At 42.4% G+C, this 10,519-nt stretch carries 11 protein-coding genes; 4 read left to right on the top strand and 7 right to left on the bottom strand.

The window, feature by feature from the left end; translation table 11 throughout:
- Together B4K11_RS04015 and B4K11_RS04020 are read right to left on the bottom strand one after the other, a co-directional pair.
- Window positions 1-325 (bottom strand): glycosyltransferase (locus B4K11_RS04015; RefSeq protein ID WP_292959246.1); only part of this gene is annotated, 325 nt, incomplete at its 3' end.
- Entirely contained in the window at window positions 318-1,067 is a 750-nt protein-coding gene (locus tag B4K11_RS04020) for a hypothetical protein (RefSeq protein ID WP_292950435.1), read from the bottom strand. The genes B4K11_RS04020 and B4K11_RS04015, both read right to left, overlap by 8 nt.
- Window positions 1,068-1,300: 233 nt before the next feature.
- Here B4K11_RS04020 and lpdA point away from each other — a divergent pair, with 233 nt between their 5' ends.
- Window positions 1,301-3,436, top strand: coding sequence for a dihydrolipoyl dehydrogenase (lpdA, locus tag B4K11_RS04025; RefSeq protein ID WP_292950436.1), 2,136 nt, complete (start codon window positions 1,301-1,303; stop codon window positions 3,434-3,436).
- Here lpdA and B4K11_RS04030 read toward each other — a convergent pair.
- The 4 genes from B4K11_RS04030 to B4K11_RS04045 all read right to left on the bottom strand — a co-directional run bounded on the left by B4K11_RS04030 (window position 3,427) and on the right by B4K11_RS04045 (window position 6,744).
- A complete protein-coding gene (locus B4K11_RS04030) occupies window positions 3,427-4,140 on the bottom strand; it encodes a hypothetical protein (RefSeq protein WP_292950437.1) in 714 nt (237 codons plus the stop codon). The genes lpdA and B4K11_RS04030 overlap by 10 nt on opposite strands.
- A gap of 2 nt (window positions 4,141-4,142) precedes the next feature.
- Window positions 4,143-4,991, bottom strand: coding sequence for an S-methyl-5'-thioadenosine phosphorylase (mtnP, locus tag B4K11_RS04035; protein WP_292950438.1), 849 nt, complete (start codon window positions 4,989-4,991; stop codon window positions 4,143-4,145).
- A gap of 125 nt (window positions 4,992-5,116) precedes the next feature.
- Window positions 5,117-6,031, bottom strand: coding sequence for a radical SAM protein (locus B4K11_RS04040; RefSeq protein WP_292950439.1), 915 nt, complete (start codon window positions 6,029-6,031; stop codon window positions 5,117-5,119).
- Between the two features lie 38 nt (window positions 6,032-6,069).
- Entirely contained in the window at window positions 6,070-6,744 is a 675-nt protein-coding gene (locus B4K11_RS04045; RefSeq protein ID WP_292950440.1) for a TIGR04282 family arsenosugar biosynthesis glycosyltransferase, read from the bottom strand.
- Window positions 6,745-6,951: 207 nt separating this feature from the next.
- Here B4K11_RS04045 and nfsA point away from each other — a divergent pair, with 207 nt between their 5' ends.
- From nfsA to B4K11_RS04060, 3 genes are read left to right on the top strand one after another with little or no spacing between them, the layout of a single operon-like run.
- Window positions 6,952-7,689, top strand: a complete 738-nt coding sequence (nfsA, locus tag B4K11_RS04050) for an oxygen-insensitive NADPH nitroreductase (RefSeq protein WP_292950441.1) — start codon at window positions 6,952-6,954, stop codon at window positions 7,687-7,689.
- Between the two features lie 52 nt (window positions 7,690-7,741).
- On the top strand, window positions 7,742-8,974 hold the full coding sequence (locus tag B4K11_RS04055; RefSeq protein ID WP_292950442.1) for an EAL and HDOD domain-containing protein: 1,233 nt from the start codon (window positions 7,742-7,744) through the stop codon (window positions 8,972-8,974).
- A 19-nt stretch (window positions 8,975-8,993) separates the two neighbouring features.
- On the top strand, window positions 8,994-9,737 hold the full coding sequence (locus B4K11_RS04060; RefSeq protein ID WP_292950443.1) for a sulfite exporter TauE/SafE family protein: 744 nt from the start codon (window positions 8,994-8,996) through the stop codon (window positions 9,735-9,737).
- A gap of 103 nt (window positions 9,738-9,840) precedes the next feature.
- Here B4K11_RS04060 and B4K11_RS04065 read toward each other — a convergent pair whose 3' ends face one another.
- Complete coding sequence (locus B4K11_RS04065; protein WP_292950444.1) at window positions 9,841-10,317, bottom strand: MEKHLA domain-containing protein; 477 nt, start codon at window positions 10,315-10,317, stop codon at window positions 9,841-9,843.
- Window positions 10,318-10,519 lie beyond the last annotated feature (202 nt).

Here is a 10,519-nt window from a genome sequence, read left to right on the forward strand (position 1 = left end):
AATAAACATTCTGGTCATTCAATTTCAACGACATCAAACCTTGGACAAAATCATCCGCAAGTACTTCATCTGCATCAAGTGAAAGAACCCAATCATGCTTAGCGTAGGTCGCCGCGCGCTGCTTAGTTTCCCCAAACCCCAAGAAAGGTCCATTAACTAAATTCACATTACTATAAGCCGCTGCGATTTCCTGCGTGCCATCATCAGAACCATTATCGTAAACCACCACATCATCAAAATAGCAAAGTGCATCTAAGACATTAGCCATGGTCTCTTTCGCATTTTTAACAATAATGACACAGGATATATGCTCAATATTAGTCATTTACTGGCTTACCTTTTAAGCGCTTCTTGAAGTTCTTAAAGCGTTTATTCTTGTTTGAATAATGCTTTACCCTTTCTGCAAAACCCTTCGGCAGATCGGTATGCTGTTCGTACTCAGAAGCAATAATATCCAGATCGCTATCCAGAGCCCACAACTTTTCAAAACCTCTTGCCCGCATTTCACTGTCTAAAGTGAGTTGCTGCATTCGGTTAACATCAACAATCTTAAACTGATATTCCTCAGTCGAATTTCCTTTAATCAAAATATTACCGGGCGAGTAATCTTTATGAAAAAAGCCCGCATCATGAAGCTCTAAAGAAAATCGTGCAAACGCCCTAAGCACTTCATCCCGATCAGGAAAGCTCATGTCCAATAAGGGTTCTCTAATGGTGAAGTCGTAACTATAACGTTCACTGACAAAGTAACTATTCGCGAGCAGCCCACTCTCAAAGTACTCAACAAATGCGACTGGAAGTGGGGTAAAGTTCTTCAGTAATAGAGAATTGCGGTAAGATTTTTCAGCCTTGCTCGGTCTGAAAAAGGTATAGATACAACGCCGAATAAGATTAGGGACTTTAAATGACTTTAATACCAACGATTCATTCTGGTAATCAACAACCTTAAGTTCGTTACGCGCTTTATGAATAGACGAACTGCTCTTATCAAATGCAACGGGCAGGTCATTTAACAACGTTTGAAAGCGTTCACAGCTAGGGTTAACGACCAATCTCTTTTTACACACGTTGCGTATCTCTTCTTATAAACATCGTTGTTTAGTTATTGTCAGATCCTAGCTAATAACTCAATTGCATCATTCACTAAGTCTAATTCTGAAGTTTACCATATGCTGATTTAGACATACTGCTCAAATTAGAGAATCCTTGCCTTTCATCTATGCTAAATGAACACAGTTAGTTGAAACTTTCCGATCTCCAGCATGTCCTAACTGCACATTACCTCAATTAGGCCTTATCAATGAAAAAACTACCTCTGCTTCTCGTCGTACTGACTGCGATTGCAGCCTTCTTTATTTTCGATCTAGGCCAATATTTAAATTTAGAGTTTATCAAACAGAATCAAGCCCAGTTCGATCAACAATTTGCAGAGAAACCGTTTGAGACTGCAGTAATATTTTTTGTCATCTATGTACTAGTGACAGGTTTATCGCTACCCGGCGCAACGATAATGACATTAGCAGGCGGTGCGCTATTTGGCCTAACGACGGGGTTAATTCTAATATCTTTTGCTAGCTCTATAGGTGCAACACTTGCTTTCCTATTCTCTCGTTTTCTACTTCGCGACAGTATTCAAAAGCGCTTTCAACAGCAGCTATCTTCCATTAATGAAGGCATCGAAAAAGAGGGCGCTTTCTATCTATTTACACTGCGTCTAGTACCGATATTTCCATTTTTTGTTATCAATCTTGGCATGGGTGTCACGCCCATTAAGACGTGGACTTTCTATTGGGTTAGCCAATTAGGCATGCTAGCGGGAACCGCTGTATATGTTAATGCAGGTACTCAGTTAGGCCAGCTTGAAAGCTTAGCGGGAATTCTAGCTCCCGGCATACTCATCTCCTTCACTTTATTAGGCCTATTCCCATTAATAGCCAAGAAAGTTATTAACCTAATTAAAGCGAAACAAGTCTATACAGGAATCACTAAGCCAACAAAATTTGATACTAATATCGTGGTGATTGGCGCAGGGTCCGCCGGTTTAGTGACCTCCTATATTGCCGCAGCGGTTAAAGCAAAAGTAAGCTTAGTAGAAAAGCATAAAATGGGGGGCGACTGTCTTAATACAGGCTGCGTTCCGTCCAAAGCGCTGATACGCTCTGCAAGATTTATGGCCGATTATAAACGTAGTCATGAATATGGAATTGAGCATAGCGAAGTAAAATTTAACTTTGCAGATGTCATGGAGCGTGTACAAAAAGTAGTTGAGACCGTTGAACCGCATGATTCGATTGAGCGCTATACTGGTTTGGGCGTTGATTGTGTGCAAGGCGCTGCAACCATTTTAAATCCCTACGAAGTGGTGGTGAATGGTGAAATTATTACAACACGTAATATCGTCATAGCTACAGGCGCTCGGCCGCGAATTCCCGCAGTTAAAAACATTGAGGCGATGCAACCTCTAACCTCTGACAATCTCTGGCAAATTAGAGAGCTTCCTAAGCGTTTGCTCGTACTCGGCGGCGGCCCTATTGGCTGTGAACTGAGTCAATGCTTTGCACGCTTTGGCTCAGAAGTCAGTATATTACTTCGCGGCGAGCGCATCTTAGCTAAAGAAGACCCTGAAGTTTCAGAGCTAGTCTGCGAACGATTTAAAGCTGAAGGAATTAATATTCTCAGCCATCGAAAAATGCGCGAATTTACTGAACGTGATGGCGAAAAGATACTTATCTGTGAAAACCAAGGTAAGGTAGAAGAGATCCCCTTTGACCAACTGCTTGTCGCTGTAGGCAGGCAAGCCAATGTAGAAGGTTTCGGTTTAGATAATTTAGACATTGGGAGCAAAGCTGATGGGACCCTACAGGTTAATGAGTACCTACAAACTAAATTCCCCAACGTTTATGCTTGCGGTGATGTAGCAGGCCCCTTTCAGTTTACCCATGCTGCAGCTCATCAAGCTTGGTATGCCGCTGTTAATGCTTTATTCGGGCAATTCAAAAAATTTAAGGTAGATTACTCAGTCATTCCTGCGGCAACGTTTACCGACCCGGAAGTCGCTCGTGTCGGCCTAAATGAACTAGAAGCGAAAGAGCAAAACATCCCCTACGAGATAACACGATTTGATTTAGCGGAGTTAGATCGAGCAATAGCAGATAACGATGCCCACGGATTAGTAAAAATCCTAACCGTTCCCGGAAAAGATAAAATCATAGGTGCCACCATTGTAGGGCCTCATTCAGGCGAGCTTATTACTGAATTTGTCACCGCAATGAAGCACGGATTAGGCTTAAACAAGATTTTGGGGACCATCCATATCTACCCAACCTTAAGCGAAGCTAATAAGTATGTAGCTGGAGAGTGGAAACGTTCACACGCGCCAGAAAAGGTATTAACTTGGATTGAGAAATTTCATCGTTGGCAGCGTGGTCAAAAATAGCGTTTTTTAATAAGTGTGCATAACTCTGGCATCGCTTGCTTTATCCACAGATATTGATAGCGAGATGTCAGAGCAAACCATCCTTTTTGGGTATATTTTCGCGCGCTAGTTTTCAGGTATTTGCGGCAACATTTAAGCTTTACACCTTGCTGACGTGCGTACCATACAAACAGATGATCCTCACCATAAGCAGCATTTTCAGGGTATCCGCCTAGTGATGAAAAAACACTACGCTTAATTGCGAAACCTTGGTCGCCAAAAGGGGCACCCAATATCCGTGACCTTAAATTAGCGCCCATGCCATTGAAGACCATACTTGAAGGGCCATCAGCTAAAAACTTTAACAAGCAGTAATGCAGCCGCTCTGGATAAACTGATAAGTTATCGATCAGACTGACAAACAGAGACTGATCAAAACGGCTATCTACATGCAGGAACCACAGATACTGACCTGAGGCAGATAAAGCACCTGCATTCATCTGAATAGCTCGACCTTGTCCTGCATTCATCCAAAAAACACCACTCCCCCCTAAAGCCTTAGTGCAGTGCTGCCTATAACCTTCATCAAAAGACTCATTACAAGTTACAAAGATAATCTCTCTTGTAACTGAAATATGCTGTAGATCATCTAATAAGCCCTGAGGTACAGATAGCTCATCAGGACCTATAGGAATAATCACCGAGAGTAATGGGGTGCTAGTCATAGCTAACGGCTTAACACCGATAGTAAAGCACTCTGCTCTTCATTTAACTGATCTTTAGGCGTTAAAACTGCCGATGCTAAGCTTGATCGGCATGAGCACGTAAATTCAGTTTTCTCTTGCCCAATATAAGCGGTTAAAACGTTTTTCGCTTTTTCTAAACTAGCACCATAGCGTGCAATCACCTGCTCCACACTGACATGCTGAGCGGGATCATCTAGCCAACAATCATAATCTGTTGCAATGGCAATAGTGCAATAACAAAGCTGCGCTTCACGCGCTAAAAAAACCTCGGGCACATTTGTCATTCCAACTAGATCGCAGCCTGCCGCCCCACGCAAGAAGAAGCTTTCTGCTCGCGTGCCTAATCGAGGGCCATCAACACAACCATAGGTTTTACCACGATGTAGTTTAATATCAACCGACTGTGCAGCTTTAGAAAGGCCTGAAGCTAAGCACCCACAAGTAGGTTCAGCTGTTGAAACATGAGCGGCGAGCCCTTTGCCAAAGAACGTTTTCTCGCGATTGCCTTTAACAAAATCAAAGTATTGCTCTGGTAAAGAAAGATCACCTGGCTCAATCTCCTCTTGCAAACTACCTACCGCTGAAAGACCAATAACTTGGGTCACACCTAATGTTTTCAAAGCCCAAATATTAGCTCGGTAATTAACTTCTGAAGGGAGAAGTTCATGATGACGACCATGCCGGGGAAGAAAAAATAGTGTTCGCTTACCCATTTTGCCCTCTAGAATAGGGGCTGAGGGAGAACCGAAAGGTGTATCGATATCATGCTCAATTACAACCTCTAAGCCATCTAACTGATAAATTCCTGTACCACCAATGATCCCTAACACACACATCCCCTTAATTACTAAATCTAAAACATTCCACGTTTTCTATACGTAGCCTTCAGTACGCTCCCTAACTACAACTATCCCTAACTACACTTGTCCCTAACAGCACTTAACCTTCACTACACTTACCCTTCACTACAAGAGGAACCATAAGCAAAACAGCTATAACAACGGTGATGTTTCATACTCACCCGCTGATGCAGACTCTTAGTTAAGCTATCACCTTGATCATACTCTTCATCATCATCCACAAGGGTACATGCGTACACTCGCATCTCACCTTGCTTTTTAACAACCATTTTACTGAAAGCACACATAAAACTGCTGCGGCTTTCCTCTGTTTGATAAGTCGTCATACAGGCTGTGGTTACTTGAGGTACATTTGGCAGACTCCCCGGTGCTGCGAAATCGGGAAACGCAACAATGTTTAGATCTTCAGGTAAGCCCAACGCTTTCAAAAGCTGCTGGTATTGAGCCTCTACAGCAGAAGTGTTTTCACCTTTATCCATATGTCGCGCAATAGAAACAGAAAAACCTGCGTCATATAATTTTTTTAATCCCCGTAAGGCTTTATCAAACGTTCCTTCACCTCGCCCCGCATCATGTAATTCGGCCGTAGGATAATCAATACTTATACGAAAGCTCACCGGGTTATCAGCCTTCAGCAAAGTCTCAACTTCATCCATTCTCTGCTGAATAGCTTCTGTACCATTTGTTAACACTAAACAAGGCCTAAAGCTGGCCGCATAATGTAAAATCTTGACCAACTGTTTCGCGAGAAACGGCTCTCCGCCGGTAAAAGAAAACTGCTCTACACCTAAAGTTAATGATTCATCAATCAAAGGCTTTACGTCCGCGAACTTAACAAGTTCAAGACGTGTATCTCCTGGTCCAGAGCCCTCTAGACAAAACGAACATTGAAGATTACAAGCCGTGCCGGTATGAAACCATAACTCACGTAAGCGATCAGACTCAATATAACCTCGTGAGTCACCTTCGGGGGTTTTAAACCAATTTTCTGTATGAATACGTTGCATCATAGACAGCCTAAAAAGAAAAGTTACAGGTCAATCACGCCTTAATTTAGAACGTTCCCAATCACACGTTTTAACTCTTTACGTGACGGGCGAGGATCAAATTCCAGATCAGTCAATAACTTATCTAAATCCACCTCATGGTCGATATCATAACTAGGAGGAATATATGAGATTGTTCTGTCAGCCAACAAACACGCTTGATTAAGTTCAGCTCCAAGATGCTCAGTACTCCAAGAAAGCCCTTCAATATCAGGCCAAGGTAGATTAGACCCCATTAGAGTAACGCCTCCATCTGAGGCAGAACTAAAAACAACATCCGAATGATCTAAAGCATCAAGGGCTTGCTGATACATATCTCGATTTAAAATAGGTGCGTCCGTACCAATAATAATAACTTTCTGACGACCTTGATCCCGAATCTTCTGATCTACATCCATAATGCGTCGCCCTAGTTTGCCTTGGGGCTGTACATAGACTCTAGCTTCAGGTAACAACCCTTCTGCCCAGTATTTTTCATCCTCTGCTGCTGGAGAAAGCACTACCGTTCCTTCCCAATTAGAGGCATCCTCGAGCGCGCAATTTAAAAGAGCTGAAGCTATATCTAATGTTTTTTCTGCACCTAAGGTAGCGGCTATGCGCTGTTTACCTTGATTTAAGCGAGGCTGTTTACAAAAGACTAAAAGAAAATCGTCACAATCCTGAGGTTTCTCAATCACTTAACAAAGCTCTCTATAATTTAAATATGTAGAAATAGACCTAAACATTTTGAGATAGTTCCAAAAGCATCAATACATGGAAGACCAAGGATCAATGCCGCTTTTATTTTTCCCCTTTTTCTCTTTTATATACTATTCAGCTTATCGACACCCTATGATACAAATAATAAAGCTGAAAAATCACTGATCTTTGATGCACAGGTATTTATGAACAACGTTATTAAACTACTGAATTCACACCGTTCTATTCGCAAGTTTACAGACCGCTCCGTCGAGCAGACGCTTATTAATAGCTGCGTGCAAGCAGGGCAGGCAGCGGCAACATCCAGTTTTATACAGGCATGCACAGTTATCCAAGTTAATGATGAGAAAAAGCGTGCTGACCTTTCGGAATGGGCGGGCAACCAAATCTATGTAAAGGAAGCTCCTACCTTTTTAGTATTTTGTGCCGATATGAACCGACATAAAATTAGCTGTGATATGCATGAAGCAGAGATGCTGTCGGGCTTTACTGAACAGTTTATTACCGCAACAGTAGATTGTGCACTTTTTGCTCAGAATGTAGCCATTGCTGCAGAGTCAGAAGGCTTGGGCATTGTTTATATAGGCGGCCTGCGTAACAAAATCGATTTAGTCACAGAGAGTTTAGCGCTACCTGATCTAGTTTATCCTGTTTTTGGTATGTGTTTAGGTTACCCAGATCAAAACCCTGAAGTTAAACCTAGGCTACCCTTAGATGTCGTTTTAAAACACGACAGTTATGACAGTCAAACTGACGCGGATTTGATCAAAGACTATGATCAAGATGTTCAAGCTTACTATCGTAGCCGTACTGGCGGGCAAAAAGAGATGACTTGGAGCGAACAAATTTCAGGGATGCTACAAAAAGAAGCTCGGCCTCATATGCTAGATTTCCTAAAAAGCCGAGGCTTTTTAAAGAAGTAACCCTAAACAACGTTATAATAAAATTAACCATACGCAAAGATAGGAATGCAGAATGACCGATAATCTTGAAACAGGTGAGCCGCTTGACCTTCTACTTGCTCGACAACCTGTGTTCAATAAAAGTCAGGATGTCGTTTCCTATCTATTACTTTATCGTAATGATGATGAAACCGCCCCAAAGAGAATCAATGATCACCTAGCCACATCCTCTGTCATCCTCAATACCTATGCCAGTATCTGTGAAGAGGGACAAGTTCGCTCTTTGCCTTGTTATATCAAGCTGACTGATAAAACGATAATGGCAGAGAACTTCCCTGAACTTCCAAAAGAAAGCTTTATTCTGGAAATACTAGGGCATTCAGAAGTTACTCCTGAATTTATCGACCGAGTAAGAGAACTGGGTCAACAAGGCTATCGCCTTGCCCTGTCAGATTACAAATTTGATTCTAAGTTAGACCCTTTACTAAACCTAATACATATCCTAAAGCTAGATATTCAAGCTCAAGGATTAGACAAACTACCCAAACTTGTACAAAGTCTACGTAAATACAATTTAGAGCTGCTCGCTGACAAAGTAGAAACGAAAGAAGAGTTCCGCAAATGCCATGAACTTGGCTTTGCACTTTTCCAAGGTTACTTCCTCAGTAAGCCGGAACCAGTAAAAGGCAAGAAGCTTGGCAGTAGCAAAGTACTTTTACTGCAGATGATGGTTGAACTACAAAGCCCTCAGGCAACAGCTCAATCAGTTGAACAAATAGTTATTAACGATCCGTTATTAACGTATAGAATTTTGCGTGTTGTTAATTCTGCTGCATTTAATTTCCCACGTGAAATAGAGTCCCTCTCTCACGCAATTAGCTTACTCGGCTTCGACCAAATCAGGAAATGGGTCAGCCTCTTTCTTGTTACAGATACGCAAGATAAACCGGAAGAGCTCACACGTTCTATGCTAGCACGTGGCCGCATGTGCGAATTACTGGCGGAGATGTTAGGCAGAGAACAACCTATCAACAACTTCATTGCAGGGCTATTCTCCAAATTAGATGCACTGCTTGATATGGATATGCCCGACCTTTTACAGCAGATTCCTCTGCAAAGTGATGTAAAAGCAGCATTACTCAATCACGAAGGTCAGCTTGGACAAATTTTGGAGCAAGCATGCTTATATGAGAGTGGCGAGTTCGAAAATATAGACTTACTACTTGACCAAGCATTCTATGAAACCGCATACAGACATAGCTTGAATTGGTCGCAGCAAGTGATGGCCTCACTTAGTGATAAATAAGTAACCGAGCTCATCTTAAATGCCCATTTTTGAGAATATTGAACTTACACTATTGCTGATCTTTTCTGCGGGGGCTACCTCTTTTATTACAGCCGCAGCCGGCATTGGGGGTGGAGTAATGCTCCTAGCAATCCTTGCAACCACACTTCCTCCTATTGCATTAATCCCCGTACATGGCCTTGTACAATTAGGGTCAAATGGTAATCGAGCGTGGATGACCCGAGCACATATTGACTGGTCAATGGTCAAGTTCTTCGGAATTGGTGCTCTTTTTGGTGCGATAAGCGCCTCCTTCGTTGTTATCCAACTTCCGCTCTATCTCATTCAGCTGTGTGTGGCACTATTTATACTATTTCTCGTTTGGGGACCTAAACCGAAAAAGCAGCAAATGAGTGATAAGGGACATCTAGCCGCCGGTTTCGGCACTACAATCATATCTATGTTTGTCGGTGCCACCGGACCGCTAGTAGCCGGTTTTGTCCACCGCCAGAGCTACGACAAATTGGAAGCCACCAGCACATTCGCCACCTGCATGAGTCTTCAGCACTGTCTTAAGATGGCAGTGTTCACACTAATTGGCTTCTCATTTTGGCAATGGCTGACTTTAATCATCCTTATGATACTAGGGGGCGTTGTAGGCACTTGGTTAGGCTTAAAAATGTTACATAAATTGCCAGAGAAACTTTTCAGCCACGTTTTCCGCTTTGTCATTACCCTGTTAGCCATGCGCTTACTCTGGCAAGCAACAACCACTCTTATTTAATATAAGCCCCAACCCAATAAACACTGCCTACCCAGTTCCTATTCACGATTGCCACTTACGATGGCCACTTACAACGACTGCCTACGGTTTCTACTTGCTGATGTTAAAGGGCTGTACATACATAGAGAACAGCAGCTTGGCCAAAATAATTACCCGAATCGTCAATAATATTCCAAACAATCGCCTCTTCTACTAAGAAGCGATTACCCTTGGCTGAAACTCTGACGCCTTGGTAATCATCAATAAACCCCTTCTCCGTGACCGCTTTGAGTAAACGATCCCGCTCCTCCTGAATCTGAGGTTCTGCCGTATAACGCGAGGGAAGTTTAACCAGTTCTTCCCAACTAATTTCAAACTGCGACATGCCAGCAGCATTTGAGTAATTTAGTTTAGGATCGCCTTCAGCGTTATGGGACAGTACAGGATATTTAAGGTCGTACAGTGCTTTATGACGTTGTTCACCTATATGTTCTTCCGAAATAAGTGAATTACCGGTCAATCGTTGAAAACTACTAAGTATCAGCTCTGCATTCTCTGCGGCGAAGCCATTTGTAATAGAGGGTTTACTAGACTTTTTCATATGGGCTATCTGATCTTAATTACTTAACTTTAAGCCATCTTAGCACTCTTCTTAAACAAAAAAGTAACGGAGCAATACAACCCTCCTTCTCCCTTGAAAATCACCCGTTTTTAGTGAAAGGCGGTGAATACCTATAGAGATCACAATATTTAAACCATAAAAAAGCAGCCCTTGGGCCCTGCTGTCCCATAGTTAGGGGTGG

The sequence above is a fragment of the Neptuniibacter sp. UBA6509 genome (assembly GCA_002435145.1).
Lineage (GTDB): Bacteria > Pseudomonadota > Gammaproteobacteria > Pseudomonadales > Balneatricaceae > Neptuniibacter.

Bases quoted from the DNA above. Each gene is read 5' to 3' on its own strand.
- lpdA (WP_292950436.1), top strand. From the start codon at position 1,301: ATGAAAAAACTACCTCTGCTTCTCGTCGTACTGACTGCGATTGCAGCC.
- B4K11_RS04030 (WP_292950437.1), bottom strand. From the start codon at position 4,140: ATGACTAGCACCCCATTACTCTCGGTGATTATTCCTATAGGTCCTGAT.
- B4K11_RS04040 (WP_292950439.1), bottom strand. From the start codon at position 6,031: ATGATGCAACGTATTCATACAGAAAATTGGTTTAAAACCCCCGAAGGT.
- nfsA (WP_292950441.1), top strand. From the start codon at position 6,952: ATGAACAACGTTATTAAACTACTGAATTCACACCGTTCTATTCGCAAG.
- B4K11_RS04055 (WP_292950442.1), top strand. From the start codon at position 7,742: ATGACCGATAATCTTGAAACAGGTGAGCCGCTTGACCTTCTACTTGCT.
- B4K11_RS04060 (WP_292950443.1), top strand. From the start codon at position 8,994: ATGCCCATTTTTGAGAATATTGAACTTACACTATTGCTGATCTTTTCT.
- B4K11_RS04065 (WP_292950444.1), bottom strand. From the start codon at position 10,317: ATGAAAAAGTCTAGTAAACCCTCTATTACAAATGGCTTCGCCGCAGAG.